This window comes from Streptomyces sp. NPDC030183, assembly GCF_055573455.1.
Map to the genome: position 1 here is coordinate 98,853 of NZ_JBVIBK010000024.1, position 16,278 is coordinate 115,130.

Genomic DNA, 16,278 nt, shown 5'->3' on the forward strand with positions numbered 1-16,278 from the left:
TTCACTGAAGTGTGGGGACGAGTCTGCGCCCGCTCCCGCGCGCCTGTCAACGGGAAGCGCGGGACGGGGAAGCGCGGGACGGAGGCGGCCGGAGATCAGCCCACGAAGTGGAACCCGGGGTGCGGGTGCATCAGGAAGTCGTGGTGGGAGATGTTCCAGGCGTAGGCACCCGCGAGGGAGAACACCACCCTGTCCCCCGCCCGGAGCCCGGGGGCATGGATGTTCCGGGCGAGGAGGTCCTTGGGGGTGCACAGCTGGCCGGTGAGGGTGACATGGTCCCCCTGGGCGGCGGGACGCGGCCACGGGTGCGGCCACTCCCCCACGGCCAGCACCGAACAGGGCTGGTCGTGCCCCTTGGTGGCCGGGGTGCGCAGATGGTGCGTGCCACCGCGCAGCACGGCGAACTCCTCGCCGTGGCTGTGCTTCACGTCCAGCACCTCCGTGGCGTACCAGCCGCAGTAGGCGGTCAGGGCCCGCCCCGGTTCGATGCGGAGCGTCAGCCCCGGGTGGTCGTCGAGGAGGCGGGCGAGTCCCTCGCCGTACGACGACCAGTCGAAGCGGCTCTCGGGGGCGGCGTAGTCGACGGCCATGCCGCCGCCGATGTTCACCTCGGCCAGGGGGACGCCGAGACCGGTGGACCAGTCGACGATCGAGCGGGCGACGGACAGCTGCGCGGCGGCGTCGAGCCCGCTGGCCAGGTGCGCGTGGACGCCCCGGAGTTCGAGATGGGCGCAGGCGCGGTCGGCGAGGGTGCGCAGGACGTGCGCCGCCCGGGTGGGGTCGATGCCGAACGGAGTGGGGCGCCCGCCCATGGCGAGGGAGCCGCCGGCGAGCGCCCCGTCCGCGACGGCGAGGTTGAAGCGGAGGAGCACCGCCACGCGGCGTCCCGGCACGATCCGCCGGGACAGCTCGGCGAGCATCCGCAGGTCGTGCTCGCTCTCCGCGTGGAAGCGCTCGACGCCGAGTTCCAGCGCGGTCCTGATCTCGTCCGGGGTCTTGCCCGGCCCGCCGAAGGCGAGGGGCCTGCCGGGCACGGCCCCGGCGACGTGGACGAGTTCGCCGCCGGAGGAGACCTCGTAGCCGTCGACGTACGGGCCGAGCGCGGTGAGGAGCTGCGGCTCGGGGTTGGCCTTCGCGGCGTAGTACAGCTCGACCCGCTCGGGCAGCGCGGACCGCACCAGGGCGGCGTGCTCGCGCAGGGCCGTGATGTCGTGGACGTAGGCGGGGAGTTCGGCCGGGGCGAGGGACAGGACGCGGTCGCGTACGGCGGGGGTCGGGTGGGTCATCGGGGGCTCCAGCGGAGGATGTCCTCGGCGAGGGGCGAGGGCAGACGGACATAGCCGGCCTCGCGGTCCGCCCTGCGTTCCCAGCGGGTGAGCAGGTTGGCCTTCGCGGGCAGCGGCACCCCGGCCAGCAGGGCGGCGAGCAGGGGCGGGCGGCCATTGTCGTCGGCGTGGGCGCGCAGGGCGGCGCGGACCTCCGCCCACAGGCCGGCCTCGGTCCCGGGGTGCAGGTCGGCGAGGGCGGCGAGCAGCTCGGCGACGTGGTTGACCAGCAGGCAGTACACGACCCGGTCCCAGCCGCGCCCGGCGTCGTACGTCATCGGGCCGGCGACGTCGGGAGGGAGGGCGGCGAGGGTGTCGGCGTGGTGGTCGGGGACGAGCTTGGTGCCCTCCAGGTCGCGGAAGAGGACCTGGGCCGGCATGCCGTCGGCGTCGACGCAGATCAGCACGTTCTGGAGGTGGGGTTCCAGCACGACTCCGTGGTCGAAGAAGGCGGACAGCACGGGCGGGACGAGGAGGCGGAGGTAGGCCCGCCACCAGTCGAGCGCCGCCTCCGGTCCGTGCCCGGGCAGCAGGCGGGAGATGTGGGCCGGGCCGGTCGGGTACTCGTCGGCGACGGCGGCCGCGAGCAGCGGGGTCGTGCCGGGCAGGAGCCGCCGGGACAGGCCCTCGCGGACGATCACGCCGAAGCCTTCGAGGAGGGCGCGGTCGGGGGTGCCGTCGGGGCCGGGCAGGGCGAGGCTGCGGTAGGCGGGTTCACGGAGCAGCGCGCCGCCGGGGAAGCGGGCCTCCAGGTCGGCGAGGGCCGGGGCGAGGGCGCGGGTGAGGGCGACGGCGCCGGAGAGCTCGTACGGGGCGTTCTTGCGGACGCAGTTGGTGATGCGGACGTTCAGGCTGAACTTCAGGAACGCGTCGCCGTCGAAGAGGGTGCGGACGGAGGCGGTGGCCGCGTACGTCGGGCCGCCCGGTCCGAGGTCGAGGATGTCGCCGCGGCCGAGGGCGGCCCGCAGGAGACGGTGCTCGCGGAGCATCGCGTACTGCCAGGGGTGGGTGGGCAGCAGCCGGTAGCCCTCGGGGACGTCGCCGCGTTCCGGGTCGAGGACGGCGGTGGCGCCGGCCTCGGCGCTCTCCTCGGCGATCAGGTCCTGGCGTACGGCGAGGTGGCGCAGCGGGAAGGCGGCGCGGGCCTCGGGGGCGTACGACCGCCAGGCGTCGGCGTCGCCGGTGCGGGCCTTGGGGGTGGGGTGGAAGCGGTGTCCGAACAGCAGGGACCGCTCGGAGGTGAGGTAGTCGGGGCGGCCGTGGGGGTCGGTGTCGCGGTCGGCAAGCGTGGCGGCGAGGGTGCGGTGGCTGGAGGCGACCTGGTGGAGGAACTCGTCGTTGCGGACGCCGGTGCGCAGGGACAGTTCGTCGTGGATGTACTCGGCGAGGCGGCGCCAGTCGAGTGGCGTCCAGCCGGTCGCGGTCTGCTCGTGCGCCGGGCCGGTGAAGCGGTGGGCGCCGATCAGGGAGGTGTGGCGCAGGGCGACGCGGAGCAGCGGGCCGCGTCGGGGCAGTCTCAGCAGGAGGTGGCCGTCGCTGACGGCGGTCTGGTGTTCGGGGCCGGAGACCTCGCGGAGCAGGCAGTTGAGGAGGGTGTGGGCCGTCGCGTCGTCGGCGGTGGGCAGGTGAGCGGTACCGAGCGAGTCGGTGAGCGGGGGCATGGGGTGGCTCCAGCTGGTACGCGGGGGTGGGGGCGGGAGGGTCACGAGGCCGGGGAGGGCGGCGGTGCCGTCCGTGGGTGCGGCGGGCGGGCCCGGGGCGCGGGTGGACGGCGGCCCTGGGGACGCGCCGGCGGGGGTGACCCGGCCGTCATGCCGGACCGCCGCGCCGGAGGAGGTAGTTGGGGCCGGTCGTGTAGTGCTTGTTGATGTCGGCGGCGCCCGATCGCTCCTTGTCGAGCAGGGTCCCGGCGGTCACCATCGCCTTCACCGGCAGTTCGGGGGCTTCCAGCACCCGTTCCCGCAGTGCGGTGGCGGCGTCGCCGCCGAGCCGGTCGACGGCCTCGGTGAGCCGGTCCCGTACGAGGTCGAGCAGCACGGGCAGCGGGGCGCGGCCGTGCCGGGCGAGGCCGAACGCGTAGGCGCCCGCGCAGAGGTGGACGGTGATGGTGGTGAACACGTCGGCCACCGCCCGGTCGCCGGGGGCGAAGGTCCGTGGGTCGTCGAAGCCCCAGGTGCCGCCGCCGAGTGTGGCGGCCAGCCGGGTGCTGTTGACGCGGGGGCCGTCGTTGTCCTTGAGCCGCAGCCGCAGTTCGCCGGGGGCGGGGCCGAACACCAGGGAGATGTTCTGCTGGTGCGACTCCAGCGCTATGCCGTACCCGAAGAGGGTGGTCTGCCAGTCGAACAGCAGGGTGAGGACCGCGTCGAGCAGCGCGGTCACGTCACCGCCGTGATGGCGGTCGGCGAGGTGGTCGACGACCAGGCCCCCGCCGGGCGCCTCGGCGAGGAGGGCGGCCATCGGGACGACGGCGGCGTCGTCGAGGTTTCCGGGGTAGCGGCGGCACAGGACGGCGAGCAGTTCGTGCCCGGCGTGCGCGTACACGGTCTCGTCGGCGTGCAGCACCGTGTCCCGGAAGCGGGGTTCGCGGTCGATCACCGCCTCCACCAGCCGCTGGCCGGCGGCGCCGTCGACGAGGGTGCCGGGTTTCACGGAACGCTTGTTGCGCAGGCCGAGGGTGGCGGTGGCCAGCGGCAGTTTGAGGTGCAGGGAGGGGGCCGCGGTCGGGGCGACCGTGCGCATCGACAGGGTGGGGACGACATCGAGGTAGGGCCAGTCGGCGAGGACGGCCCGGCCCGCGAGTCCCGTCTCGCGCAGCGCGGTGTCGAGGGGCGCGCCGACGGTCGACGGGTGGACGGGCAGGGCGACATGGGTGAGGTCGAGGTCCGCGAGACCGAGGGCCGAGGGGGTGGGCCACCCGTCCGGGAGCGGGCCGGCGACGGTGACCGACTCTCGGGGCAGGGCGAGCCACTGCAACCGGAACTCCGGGTGGAACTCGGGCGCGTGGGCGCGGAGCTGCCGCTCGTCGAGGCCGACGCGACCGCGTGCGGTCGGATAGACGGGGTGGTCGAGCCGGGCGGCGAGGGTCTCGTACGCCAACTGGCCGCGCAGGCCCGTCCATTCGGCGAGGTCGGTGCCGTACAGCTCGCCCAGCCCTCGGGTGACCTCCTCGGCGGTGTCGTCGTGCAGCCGCATGGTGGCGAGGGTCTGGCGGCACTCCTCGGCGAAGGCGTCGAAGCCGCCGCGGTCGACGGGGTCGGCCAGGGCCCGCAGTTGGGCGACGGCACTGGCGCAGGTCGTGTGGGCGGTACCGTCCGACTCCCGGACGAGGAGCGGGAGCCGGGCGGCGTACGTGGACTGGAAGCCGTCCTCGGTGACGGGGAGCAGCAGGGCGTCGTCGCCGACGGGCAGCCGCAGCCAGGGGCCGTCCGGGCGCTCGACGAGGGTGCTGTCCTCCCGCAGCCCGACGACGTTCTCGCGGAGCAGGGCGCCGAGCACGCGGATGAGGAGGGCGGCTTCGGCGGCGTCCACCGGGGCGGCGGAGCCGGGTGTCTCCGCGGGGGCGCTGGAGTCGGGGCCTCCCTGGGCGGCGGGCGCGCAGGCCCCCGGGGCGGCGGACGTGGATGTCCTCAGGATGTCGACGGCAGTGGGGGTGGCGGCACTGGTGGGGGCGGCACTGGTGGGGGTCACGGCTGGATCTCCCATCTCCGTGCGGCGAGGAAGTCGGCCGCCGCCCGGTCGACGGCCTCCTGACCGGTGCCGGTCGCGCGGAGCACACCCAGGTAGTCGCGGTTGGTCCGGTACAGCTCGTGCCGCTCGCCGGTCCGGCGCAGCGGACGGTACGTCAGACAGACGCCGTCGACGTGGAGTTCGGTCGGCGGGGGCGCGGCGACGAGGGTTCCGGCGCGGTCGGCGCACGGGTACTCCAGGCGGGCGGCGCGGTCGCGTCGTGCATCCAGGTCGGCGGGGAGGGGCTCGCCCAGATGGGTGCGCAGGATGTGCTCGAAGAGCGGGACGTCGAGGAGTTCGGCGAGGAGCAGGTCGCACTGGTCGCCGATGGCGCGGTAGTTGACCTCGATGACGCGGGCTCGGCCCTCGTGGACGACGAACTCGGTGTGGCAGGCGCCGAAGCCGACGCCCAGCGCGTCGAGTTGGGCGAGGACCTGCGCGACGACGGGTTCCGGGTGGGCCGCGACGAAGGTCATCCGCTCCTCGACGAAGTACGGCGGCGCGGAGACCTCGGTGTGGAAGCCGCCGAGGACGTGCCGGACGCGGCCGTCGCCCAGCGTCTCCAGGGTGTACAGCTCGCCCGGCAGGTACTCCTCGACGACCAGGGCCGCCCCGGGACGGCGGGCGAGGATCTCCTTGCCGCGGGCGACGAGGTCGGCGGGGTTCTCGACGCGCATACGTCCTCGCTGGCGACGCCCTCGCGGGGCTTGATGACACAGGGGTACGGCGCGTCGGCGACCGGCGGGCCGGTCAGGTCGGCCGGTCCGGCGATCTCGGCGGACCACACGGTGTCCGCTCCGGCGGCGGCCAGACGGCGCCGCATCTCCGCCTTGTCCTTGCAGCGCAGGGTGGCCCGCCAGTCCTTGCCGGGGAGCCCGAAATACGCGGTGGCGAGGGCGGCCTGGGTCTGGAGGTGATCGCTGTTGGTGAAGACGGCGGCGGGCCGGTGGTGGGTGGAGATCCGGGTGACGACGGCGCGGAAGTCGCGTACGTCGCAGCCGAGGACCTCGACACCGGGGTGCTCCGGGTACACGCCGTGATGGGCGTCCGGCCGGTCGGTGAGGATCGTGACGTCCGTACCGAGCCGGGCGGCGGCGGGCAGGAAGCCCTCGGTGACGGAGTCGGTGGGGTTCAGGGCGAGGAGGTACAGGCGCATGGGACGGTGCACGGCTTCCGCTGGCGGATGAGGGGTCGGACGGGGCGGGCCGGCGACGAAGGGGGCCGCGGAGACGGTCCGTTCAGCCCCCGCCTCACGATCCGCACCCCACTTGGCCATCAGCACGTGATCTTGCAGCTAAGGTAAGGCTTACCTCCTCTCCTCACCAAACTCCCTCACGCTCTGGAGTTGCCGATGACCATGGCCTCCCTGACGCTCCCCCGGGCCGCCGCCCCCACGGATGTCCCGGGTCTCCTCGCCGCCGCCTACCGCCGTCTGGGCACGATGTGCGAGGTGCTGTCCGTACGGGTCGTGGAGCCGGATCCGGGGGCGGCACCGTCACCCGGAATGACCAAGAGCGCCGTGGTGTTGACGGACGGCCGGGAGGGGCAGGAGGCTCTGGATGCCCTCGTCGAGGCCGAGGCCGCGCGGATCCGGCACCGCCACGACCACACGGCACCCCGCCACGTCGCCGCCTCCCGGGCCCTGCATGACTATGTGTGGTCGGTCGCCCTGCTGATGAGCGGTGTCTGGTACCTGGAGCGGCGGGTGCCGCGCATCGCCCCCGGTGACATCCGGGTGGACCTCGTGTCGGGCGCGTACGAGATCCGTCCCGGAACCGGTCTCGCCTGCCTGCCGGACGACCCCGCGGCGGTGCTCGCCGGTGCGCGGACGGTCGCCCATCAGGAGGCGCTGCGGGCCGAGTTGCGGGCGGCCGTGGCGGAGCACATGGGGCCGGTGCTGGAGGCGTTCGGGCCGTACGCGCGCCGGGGTTCACGGGCGCTGTGGGGCCTGGTCTCCGACGACCTGGTCTCCGGGCTCTGGTACCTCGGGCGCACGCGGGGCGACGAGGCCGCGGGGGTCCGGGCCGCGTCGGAGGTGCTGCCGGGCGCCCGTGCGCCCTTCCCTGGCGGCGCCGACTTCCGTGTCCTGCGCACGGCCGACGGCCGCGAGCACCCGACCCGCACCCGCAGGGGCTGCTGCCTCTACTACACGATCCGCCCTGCCGAGGCATGCTCCACCTGCCCCCGCACCTGCGACGCGGAACGCCTGCGCCGACTGGAGGGCTGAGGCGGGCGGACGGCGGTGGCGGCGACCCGAAGTCGACTGCCGGCGCGCGCTGTGCGTCGCCCTGGCGCACCTCACCCGGTGCCGGTCAGCAGCCCATGGGCTTCTCCGTGCGGAGCGGCAGCTTCGCGTCTCGCATGGTGATCGGTATGGACACGGAAACCTGTGACCCCGCCGAGTTGGTCACCCTCCGCGAGATCGTCGCCTCCCATCCCGAGGCGGCGCCGCCGGCCGGCTGGGAGGCGGTGCGGTCCTTCGAGGCGGAGCACGGCATCCTCCTCCCGGAGCCGTACCGCACGTTCGTGGCGGAGATCAGCGACGGACTGCCCGCCGGGCCGCCCCACCACGGCCTGCTGCCCCTCGCGCACATCCCTGCGGACTGGGGCTCGCATCGCCCTGAGCGCCGTCTCGCAGAGCCCTTCCCGCTCACGGTGGCATGGCTGTGGGAAGACGAGGGTGACGAGGAGACGCTGTCGGAGCAGGAGTTCGAGGCCCGGCTGGACCCCGTGTTCGATCACGGCTCGCTGCTGCTGGGCACGACGGCTGCGGAATGTACTGGCACTTGATCGTCACCGGCCCGCAGCGCGGTCACATCTGGCAGATCGCGGCCGAGGGCGCGATCCCTTTCGGCCCCCCGTCACCTGAGGCCCTGATGCCCGGCAAGCCCGGCTTCACGGGCTGGGTGACCCACTGGGCCCAGGGCCGCCCCTGGTTCGCGGATGCCTGACGGCTGTTGCCGCAGGGAGGTGGAGGCTTTCCCGGTAGGGGCTCAAGGGCGGGTACCGGTCGGCCGATGACGGTGGCATGGAAGCGCACTCTCTCGCCGCACGCCGTAAGGTCTCCCGCCGTCTGGTGACTGCCGGGCTTCTCGCCGGGGCTTGGGGGGTGGTCGCCGGGCCTCCGGCCGGGACGGCGAGAGCTGTTTCGACGCGCCCGAGAGCGACCGCGGACGGTCTGCGGGCGCTGTTCGGGTCGGAGAACCGTGTGATCCGTACGTCTGAGCGGGTGGTCGCGGTGACCTTCAACGCGGCCTGGAACGACGCCGGCCTCGACAGCGTTCTCGACGACCTCGCCCGCCGGCACACGCCTGCCACGTTCTTCCTGACCGGCGCTTTCGCCGACCGCCACCCCGAGGTGGTCAGGAGGGTGGCGGCCGCAGGGCACGGGTTGGGCAACCACTCCTACGGCCATCCCTACTTCAAGGACCTGACCGCGGCCGGACGACGCCGCGAGGTCCAGGCAGCGGACCAGGCCCTGCGCGCGGCCGGGGCCGGACAGTCCCTGACACCGTTCTTCCGGTTCCCCTACGGCGAGACCAGCGCCGCCCACATCGACGAGGTCAACGGCCTGGGTTTCGCGGACATCGAATACACCGCGGACACCAATGGGTGGAAGGGCGCCGAAGGCGGCATGACCGTGGACCTCGCGGTGGACCGGGCGCTGGACGCCCTGCGTCCGGGGGCGATCATGCAGATGCACGTCGGTACGTCCGGGGGCCGCGCCGAAGTGATCGACGCGCAGGCACTGCCGCGGGTTCTCGACGCGGCAACCGCACGCGGCTACCACGTCATCGACCTCCGCGCCCTGCTCACACCAGTGGCCGACCGGGCAGACCGCGGAAATCCACCGGGTTGAGTCAGGGTGCCGGTGGGAGCGCGCTCGTGGGCGAAGCTTTCGGCGTCCGGGGGCAGTTCGGCGATTGACGTGTGTCGGCTCAGATAGCAACACTCTTCGAGAGGGTTTCCCACAGGAAGCGTCAAAAGCTCGCAGCTCTGGAGGTCGGCTTGCAGGAGTACGCCGGTTACGTCTTCGTCTACTTCACCGGCGAGGGCAGCCCGGACGGCGAGCGGATCCGATGCGCGCTCAGCCGGGGCAACGACCCCCTCCGCTGGCGCGAACTCAACGGCGGCGCGCCGGTACTGACGTCGGACCTCGGCACGAAGGGCCTGCGCGACCCGTTCCTGATCCGTTCCCCGCGGGGTGACCGGTTCCATCTGATCGCCACCGACCTGCGGATGCACGGCGAGCCGGACGGCGACTGGGACCGCGTCCAGCGCACCGGCAGCACCGCGCTCATGGTGTGGGACAGCACCGACCTGGTGAACTGGACGGACCGGCGCCTGGTCCGCCTCGCCCCCGACACGGCCGGCAACCTCTGGGCGCCGGAGGCTTGTCACGACCCTGACCGGGACGAGTACGTCGTCTTCTGGGCCTCCAAGCTGTACGCCGAGGACGACCCGGACCACACCGCCGACACCCACAACGTGATGCTGTACGCGACCACCCGCGACTTCCGTGTCTTCGGTGAACCCCGGATCTGGAACGACCCCGGTCACTCCGTCATCGACTCCACGGTCGTGCGCCACGACGGCACCTACTACCGCTTCACCAAGGACGAGCGCGCCCACTCGCCCGAGGCGCCCGGCGGGAAGTTCATCACCGTGGAGAAGTCGGCCGACCTGCGCGCGACGTCGTACGCGTTCGTGGCCGGCGGTGTGGGGCAGGGGGCGATCGAGCAGGGCGAGGGTCCGATCGTGTTCAGGTCCAACACGGAGGCCAAGTGGTACCTGTTCATCGACGAGTTCAGCGGGCGCGGCTACGTCCCCTTCGAGACCGACGACCTCGACTCCGGCACCTGGACCCCGTGCGAGGACTTCGCCCTGCCGCCCGGCGCCCGGCACGGCTCCGTCCTGCCGGTGACCCGGGCCGAGTACGAGCGGCTGTCGGCCGCGTACGCGCCGGGCACCTCCGTCGTCGACGCCCATGTCCGTGAGGGGCTCAAGGCGTACGCCCTCGTCGACGAGAAGACCTCCCAGGTGGTGCTGCCGTTGCACCCCGGCACCGGACTCGACGCGCTCGCCCCCGAGTTCGACCTGGCCGCGGGCGCGCGCATCGACCCGCCCTCCGGGACCCCGCGCGACTTCCGCACCCCGCGGCCGTACACGGTCACGGCGGCCGACGGCACCCGGCGCACCTGGACGGTCGAGGCCCTCCACATGCGCAGCCCGCTGCTGCCGGGGCTCACCGCCGACCCCAACATCCAGGAGTTCGGGGGCCGTTACTACATCTACCCGACGACCGACGGCTTCGAGGGCTGGGGCGGCACCCGGTTCTCCGTCCACTCCTCCGACGACCTGGTCACCTGGGAGGACCACGGAGTCGTCCTGGACCTGGAGACCGACGTGAGCTGGGCGGACCGGTACGCCTGGGCGCCGGCCGCAGCCGAGCGCGACGGGTCGTACTACTTCTACTTCTGCGCGAACCAGCAGATCGGCGTGGCCGTCGGCGCCAGTCCCACGGGCCCCTTCCGGGACGCGCTCGACCGGCCGCTCATCGCGCGGGACGACTACGCCGGCCAGATGATCGACCCGGCCGTGTTCCGGGACGACGACGGCTCCGCATACCTGTACTGGGGCAACACCGAGGCCTACGGAGTGCCCCTCGCCGAGGACATGGTGTCGTTCGACCCGGCGCGGGTACGGCGGTTCACACCCGAGGGCTTCCGCGAGGGCGCGTTCGTCATCAAGCGGCGCGGCGTCCACTACTTCATGTGGTCGGAGGACGACACCCGCAGCGAGGACTACCGCGTCGCGTACGCCACGGGGCCCTCCCCGCTCGGGCCGTGGACGAAGAGGGGAGTGATCCTGCGCAAGCGCCCCGAGTACGGCATCCTCGCCACCGGTCATCACACCGTCGTGAACGTCCCCGGCACCGACGACTGGTTCATCTGCTACCACCGGTTCGCCGTTCCCGGACCCGGCACGCCGCGCGGCGACGGCACGCACCGGGAGTCCACCCTGGACCGGCTGGTGTTCGCGCCGGACGGCTCGATCGAGGAGGTCGTCCCGACGCTGGAGTCCATCGACCCCGTCTGAGCGAACCGGCGGCGCACCGGCCTTCAGTCGTGCGGCGCCTCGCCGCTGACGCGGTGGTCGGCGTGGCTGAGGGCCTCGACGACCAGACGCCGCAGATGCCCGTCGCTGAGGCGGTAGTGGATGTGGCGCCCTTCGCGGCGGGTCTGCACGAGCCCGGCGAGCCGCAGCTTGGCGAGGTGCTGACTGACCGCGGTCCGGGACGCCTCGCAGCGTTCGGCCAGGGATCCGACGTCGGACTCGCCCTGCGCGAGGAGCCACAGCAGATGGAGCCGGGTGACGTCGGAGAGCATCGCGAACACCCCGGTCGCCTCGGTGAGCCGCGCGCTGTCGGGGGCGCGCAGATGCGCACTGGATGCAGGTGACACGGCGCGGCGTTCAGGCATGAGGCCAGCCTAGAGCCATGAACCGGGTCATGGGCCAGGCCGTGCGTCGGGCCAGTGGTCGGGCCCTGGGCAGGCCCTGCGTCAGGCCCTGCGTCGCTCGCGACGGTGACACGCGGGTCATCATGTGCACAGATGCGCACATGATGGCTACACTCGGAGGACATCGCGCGCCGTCGCGCCGAGCCGTCTACCGAGCCGTCGTGCCGAGGGGAGCCGCTCGTATGCTCGCCGTCCTCCGTCACCGCACCTACCGGCACCTGTTCGCCGCCCAGGTCATCGCGCTGGTGGGCACGGGTCTCGCGACCGTCGCCCTGGGGCTGCTCGCGTACGACCTCGCGGGCGCCGACGCAGGGTCCGTGCTGGGCACCGCCCTGGCGATCAAGATGGTGGCGTACGTGGCGATCGCACCGGCCGTCGGCGCGATCGCGGACCGGCTGCCGCGCCGGGCGCTGATGGTGACGGCGGACGTGGTGCGCGCCGGGGTCGCGGTGTTCCTGCCGTTCGTCGGCTCGGTCTGGCAGGTGTACGTCCTGGTGTTCCTCCTCCAGTCCGCGTCGGCGGTGTTCACCCCGACGTTCCAGGCGCTGATCCCGGATGTGCTGCCCGACGAGCGCGCGTACACGAGGGCCCTGTCGATGTCCCGTCTCGCCTACGACCTGGAGAGCCTCTTCTCCCCCGTGCTCGCGGCGGCGCTGTTGTCCGTGATCACGTACAACTGGCTGTTCACCGGCACCGTCCTCGGTTTCCTCGCGTCGGCCGCGCTGGTGGTCACGGCCGTACTGCCCGAACGGGCGGTCCGTCCGGGTGCGGGGGGCGGCGGCCGTCGCTCGGGCATCCGCGGTTTCCTCGCCGTCCCCCGGCTGCGGGCGCTGCTCGCCCTTGACCTCGCGGTCGCCTCGGCCGGCGCGATGGTCACCGTCAACTCCGTGGTCTACGTCCGCGACGTGCTGGGCCTGTCCGAGGGGGCCGTGCCGCTGGCGCTCGGGGCGTACGGGGCAGGGTCGATGGTGGTGGCGCTGGGGTTGCCGCGGCTGCTGGACCGGGTGCCGGACCGGGCTGTGATGCTGCCGGCCGCGCTCGCGCTGACGGTGGTCTTCGCCGGGCTGGGAGCCGTCACCGCGGCGCCGGGCGGCGCCTGGCGGGTGCCCGCGCTGCTCGGCGTGTGGGCTGCGTTCGGTGCGGCGTGCTCGGCTGTGCTCACGCCGACCGGGCGGCTGATCCGGCGCTCGGTGCCGCCCGGGGAGCGTACGGCCGCGTTCGCCGCGCAGTTCTCGCTCTCGCACGGCTGCTGGCTGCTGACCTACCCGCTGGCCGGCTGGCTCGGCGCGAGCGCCGGACTCGACTGGACGACGCTCGCCCTGGGCTCGATCGCGCTGGCCGCCGCGCTGCTGGCCGTACGCCTGTGGCCCGCGCCGCCCACGACCCATGTGCACGCCGACCTCCCCCTCGGCCACCCCCACCTGGCCGACGCGCTGAGGGTGCCGACGGGCTGGCGCCACAGCCACGGCCGGGTCACGGACGCGCTGCACGCCGGCCTGTAGCGCCGCGTCCGACGCCGACCCGGCGGCCCGGCGGCCCGGTGTCCCGGTGTCCCTGCGCCCCGGCGCCCCGGACGGACGCAGGGCGGGCGCGCCCCCGGACGCCGACGTTCCCGGCACCCGAGGGCGGGTCGTTCACACGCTGAGCGCCTCCCGTACGGTCTGCTCCGCCCCCGTGCCGCCCTCCCCAGACGACGTGACCCGGCCCGCCTCCAGGACGTAGTACCGGTCGGCGGCCCGCATGGCGAAGCCCACGTGCTGTTCGACGAGGAGGACGCAGAGGCCGCCCCGACGGGTCAGGGCCAGGATCGTCTCCTCGATCTCGGCGACGACGGAGGGCTGGATGCCCTCGGTCGGCTCGTCGAGCAGCAGGAGCCGGGGCCGGGTGATCAGGGCGCGGGCCAGGGCGAGTTGCTGCCGCTGGCCACCCGACAGGAGGCCGGCGCGGCGGCCGGACAGCTCCCGCAGCACCGGGAACAGGTCCAGGACCTCCGCCACGGCATCCCTGCCTCCGGCCCGCCCGTCGGCGACGAGCCGGAGGTTCTCTGCGGTGGTGAGGTGGGGGAAGGACTGCTGGCCCTGGGGGACGTACGCCATGCCCCGGGCGACCCGCCGGTGCGGAGCGAGGTGGGTGATGTCCTCGCCGTCCAGCAGGACGGTGCCCCGCTTCGGCCTGATCAGGCCCATCGCGGCACGCAACAGGGTGCTCTTGCCGGCGCCGTTGTGGCCGAGGACGGTCGCCACGCCGTCCGCGGGGACGGAGACGGTGATGTCGTGGAGCACGGTCGTGCGGTCGTAACCGGCCCGGACGGAGTTGATCTCCAGCATGGCGTCACGCCTCCTCTGCGACGGACACGGACGCGGGCTCCGGTCCGGAACCGGGCTCACGTTGAAGTCGTAACCGTCGGCCTGCGCGAGGTAGATGCGCTGGCGCACGTGTCTGCGGCCGTCCAGCCCCAGCAGGCCGCGCGGCCCCTCGTAGGACACGCGGTCGGCGCTCGCGCCGATCGCGGCCACGTCCAGTGCGCGCGCCCGTTCGACGAGTGCCGCGAGCAGCAGGACGCCCTCGTAGCAGGACTCGCCGAGACTGCCGGGCGTGGGGGCGTCCAGGCCGAAGCGGCGGGCGTACTGCCCGTGGAAGTCGAGGGTGTTGCGGTCGGCGAGGGAGGCGAAGAACCCGGCCGTGCTGTAGAGGTCGGCGGTGGCCTGCGGGCCACTGCCCATCAGCATGTTCTCGTCCATCAGCGTGCTGAGTCTGAGACACCGCTGGTCGAGTCCGAAGGCGGCGAAGGCACGGTTGAAGCGGACCGCGTCACTGCCGACCAGCAGCATCAGCACCCCGTCGGCGTCGGCCCGTTCGACGCGCCGCAGTACGCCCTCGAAGTCGTCCGTGCCGAGCGGCAGATACGCCTCGCCGCACACCCGGCCCCGGCACCGGCGGGCGAAGCCCCGGGCGGCCCTGGCGGTGTGCCGGGGCCAGACGTAGTCGTTGCCGACGACGAACCAGCGGCGCACCCCGCGTGACTCGGCGAGCAGCCGCATCGCGGGCAGCAGCTGCCAGGAGGGGGTCTCGCTCGTCATGAAGACGCCCTCGGTGCGCTCGCCGCCCTCGTACAGGGCGGTGTACACGTAGGGCACGCGGTGTGCGACGCGGGGGGCCAGGGCCCGGCGCACGGAGGAGATGTGCCAGCCGGTGACGCCCTGGACGGCGCCCGACGCGACCAGCGCCTCGACGTCCTGCGCGACCCGCGCCGGCTCGGCCCCGCCGTCGACCTCGATGAGGCGCAGCTCCCGGCCCAGCACTCCCCCGCCCTTGTTGACCTCCTCGGCGGCGAGGCGGGCGCAGGCCCCGCAGGCGGGGCCGAAGATGCCGGCGGGCCCCTGCATCGGGTACACGAGGGCGACGTTGAGGGTCGAGGCGTCGGCCGTGAACCACTCGGGGGTGTGGAGGCGGGGCGACGGCCTGTTCATGGCCTCATGATGGCGTGATCGTGGCGTCGTCCTCGGGCGGGCCCGAGGATCGAGACAGATTCGTATGCGGGGCGCGCGGGAGGGTTCAGCCCGTCGTCCACTTCTCCTCGATCCGGGCGAGACGCCACACCAGCAGGGCGATCGCCCAGGTGACGAAGAAGAGGGCGACGACCACGTAGCCGACGGCGTTGAGGTCGACGCCCGCGACGCGGTCCCAGAAGGGGCCTTGCAGACCGGCCTTCTCGGCGACCAGGCCGAGGAGTTCGACCGTCCCGATGATGAGGGCGACGGCGACCGAGAGGCCGGTGACGGTGAGGTTGTAGTAGACCTTGCGGACGGGCCGGGAGAACGCCCAGCCGTAGGCGAAGTTCATGAACGAGCCGTCGACGGTGTCGAGCAGGGACATGCCGGCCGCGAACAGGACGGGCAGGCAGAGGATCGCGTACCAGGGCAGCCCGGAGGCCGCACCCGATCCCGCCAGCACCAGCAGCGCGACCTCCGTGGCCGTGTCGAAGCCGAGACCGAAGAGCAGTCCGAGCGGATACATCTGCCACGGCCGCGTGATCGACCTCGTCAGCCGGCCGAGGAACCGGTTCATGAAGCCCCGCTCGCTCAGCCGCTCCTCCAGCGCGGCCTCGTCGTAGGAGCCCGCCCGCATGGCGCGGAACACCTTCCAGATGCCCGCCATGATCACCAGGTTGACGATCGCGATGGCGTACAGGAACGTCCCGGAGACGGTGGTGCCGATCCAGCCGGCGAGGGCGTGCAGCCCCGAGTGGTCGTCGCGGGTCGGCCCGGCGAGGGCCTTGACGCCGACGGAGAGCAGGAAGGTGAGGGCGAAGACGACCGACGAGTGGCCGAGGGAGAACCAGAAGCCGACCGACAGCGGCCGGCGCCCCTCGCCCATCAGCTTGCGGGTGGTGTTGTCGATGGCCGCGATGTGGTCGGCGTCGAAGGCGTGCCGCATGCCCAGGGTGTAGGCGGTGACCCCCATGCCGACGCCGAAGGTCCTGCTGCCCACGCTGTAGTGCTCGGGGGCGACGATCACGACGAGCGTGAACCAGCCGACGAGGTGCAGTGCCAGGATGAACGCGGCCATCGCGCCGAGACCCGCCCATTCCTCGCGGGTCATCGAGGCGCGGATCCGACGCCATGAGAAGCCGCCCTCCCCGCCGGGGGCGGGGCGGGCGGCGTCGGGAACGGTGGCCATGGCACGTGCGCCTTCTGTCGACGAGC

At 73.3% G+C, this 16,278-nt stretch carries 10 protein-coding genes and 3 pseudogenes; 5 read left to right on the plus strand and 8 right to left on the minus strand.

Features of this window, described 5'->3' with window-relative positions:
• Nucleotides 1–95: 95 nt before the first annotated feature.
• From ACZ4Z2_RS27425 to ACZ4Z2_RS27440, 4 genes and pseudogenes are all read right to left on the minus strand, one after another.
• The gene (locus ACZ4Z2_RS27425; RefSeq protein WP_468079487.1) at nt 96–1,286 is read right to left on the minus strand and encodes a type III PLP-dependent enzyme; all 1,191 of its coding nucleotides are present in this window, start codon (nt 1,284–1,286) and stop codon (nt 96–98) included.
• Nucleotides 1,283–2,986 (minus strand): IucA/IucC family protein, encoded by a 1,704-nt coding sequence (locus tag ACZ4Z2_RS27430; RefSeq protein WP_468079488.1) that lies wholly within the window; start codon nt 2,984–2,986, stop codon nt 1,283–1,285. Before ACZ4Z2_RS27430 ends, ACZ4Z2_RS27425 begins: the two co-directional genes overlap by 4 nt.
• Before the next feature lie 148 nt (nt 2,987–3,134).
• Nucleotides 3,135–4,955: an IucA/IucC family protein gene (locus ACZ4Z2_RS27435; RefSeq protein ID WP_468079558.1), complete on the minus strand. Its 1,821-nt coding sequence runs from the start codon at nt 4,953–4,955 to the stop codon at nt 3,135–3,137.
• Between the two features lie 53 nt (nt 4,956–5,008).
• Nucleotides 5,009–6,207, minus strand: a pseudogene (locus ACZ4Z2_RS27440) (ATP-grasp domain-containing protein).
• A gap of 195 nt (nt 6,208–6,402) precedes the next feature.
• On the opposite strand from ACZ4Z2_RS27440, the gene ACZ4Z2_RS27445 reads away from it, so the two are divergent.
• The 4 genes and pseudogenes from ACZ4Z2_RS27445 to ACZ4Z2_RS27460 all read left to right on the plus strand — a co-directional run bounded on the left by ACZ4Z2_RS27445 (nt 6,403) and on the right by ACZ4Z2_RS27460 (nt 11,150).
• Nucleotides 6,403–7,278 carry a (2Fe-2S)-binding protein gene (locus ACZ4Z2_RS27445; RefSeq protein ID WP_468079490.1) on the plus strand — a complete coding sequence of 292 codons (876 nt, stop codon included), beginning with the start codon at nt 6,403–6,405 and terminating at the stop codon, nt 7,276–7,278.
• A gap of 134 nt (nt 7,279–7,412) precedes the next feature.
• A pseudogene (locus ACZ4Z2_RS27450) lies at nt 7,413–8,002 on the plus strand (SMI1/KNR4 family protein).
• Between the two features lie 257 nt (nt 8,003–8,259).
• Nucleotides 8,260–8,910, plus strand: a complete 651-nt coding sequence (locus tag ACZ4Z2_RS27455) for a polysaccharide deacetylase family protein (protein ID WP_468079491.1) — start codon at nt 8,260–8,262, stop codon at nt 8,908–8,910.
• A 149-nt stretch (nt 8,911–9,059) separates the two neighbouring features.
• The gene (locus tag ACZ4Z2_RS27460; protein WP_468079493.1) at nt 9,060–11,150 is read left to right on the plus strand and encodes a glycoside hydrolase family 43 protein; all 2,091 of its coding nucleotides are present in this window, start codon (nt 9,060–9,062) and stop codon (nt 11,148–11,150) included.
• A gap of 23 nt (nt 11,151–11,173) precedes the next feature.
• Here ACZ4Z2_RS27460 and ACZ4Z2_RS27465 read toward each other — a convergent pair whose 3' ends face one another.
• The gene (locus tag ACZ4Z2_RS27465; protein ID WP_468079495.1) at nt 11,174–11,533 is read right to left on the minus strand and encodes an ArsR/SmtB family transcription factor; all 360 of its coding nucleotides are present in this window, start codon (nt 11,531–11,533) and stop codon (nt 11,174–11,176) included.
• 221 nt (nt 11,534–11,754) lie between these two features.
• On the opposite strand from ACZ4Z2_RS27465, the gene ACZ4Z2_RS27470 reads away from it, so the two are divergent.
• Nucleotides 11,755–13,074, plus strand: a complete 1,320-nt coding sequence (locus ACZ4Z2_RS27470) for an MFS transporter (RefSeq protein WP_468079497.1) — start codon at nt 11,755–11,757, stop codon at nt 13,072–13,074.
• A 132-nt stretch (nt 13,075–13,206) separates the two neighbouring features.
• Here the strand turns inward: ACZ4Z2_RS27470 and urtE are convergent, their stop codons facing one another.
• The 3 genes and pseudogenes from urtE to nicT form a co-directional block, all read right to left on the minus strand.
• Complete coding sequence (gene urtE / locus ACZ4Z2_RS27475; RefSeq protein ID WP_468079559.1) at nt 13,207–13,899, minus strand: urea ABC transporter ATP-binding subunit UrtE; 693 nt, start codon at nt 13,897–13,899, stop codon at nt 13,207–13,209.
• A 57-nt stretch (nt 13,900–13,956) separates the two neighbouring features.
• A pseudogene (locus ACZ4Z2_RS27480) lies at nt 13,957–15,042 on the minus strand (substrate-binding domain-containing protein); the annotation flags it as partial.
• Nucleotides 15,043–15,127: 85 nt separating this feature from the next.
• Nucleotides 15,128–16,252, minus strand: coding sequence for a Nickel transporter NicT (gene nicT, locus ACZ4Z2_RS27485; protein ID WP_468079499.1), 1,125 nt, complete (start codon nt 16,250–16,252; stop codon nt 15,128–15,130).
• Nucleotides 16,253–16,278: the final 26 nt, after the last annotated feature.